The organism is Streptomyces sp. XY431 (assembly GCF_001279805.1).
GTDB classification, from domain to species: domain Bacteria; phylum Actinomycetota; class Actinomycetes; order Streptomycetales; family Streptomycetaceae; genus Kitasatospora; species Kitasatospora purpeofusca.
Window position 1 is genome coordinate 1 of sequence record NZ_LGDO01000405.1, and the last position, 299, is coordinate 299.

The following is a 299-nucleotide window of genomic DNA, read 5'->3' on the forward strand; positions in this document are numbered from 1 at the left end:
CGGGTGCGGTTCCCGGGGTGGGCCCGGCGAACCGTTTTCTAATCCATCCGGTCGCCCTCAACTTCGGTTCTCAGGCAAAAGAGGCGGATGCCGGAGGGCCCCGCGGTGCTTTTTCCAGTCCCCCCCTTCGTAGCGTGACGCGCCGCCGATTTCTGACCCCTCTTCCCCGTCCCGGTAGACCGCGTCGATCCGGCCGCGCCCCACCCGGCCCGCCAGCACCAGTTGGAACGGCGCCTCGACCCGCAGCGGGGTCCGGCCGGCGTACGGGGAGCGCAGGAACGCCTCCTTGAGCCGCTCCA

At 70.6% G+C, this 299-nt stretch carries 1 protein-coding gene; it reads right to left on the reverse strand.

The window, feature by feature from the left end; all coding sequences use genetic code 11:
- Positions 1–57 precede the first annotated feature (57 nt).
- On the reverse strand, positions 58–299 hold a 242-nt coding region (locus ADK60_RS46995), incomplete at its 5' end, for a hypothetical protein (RefSeq protein WP_234371280.1).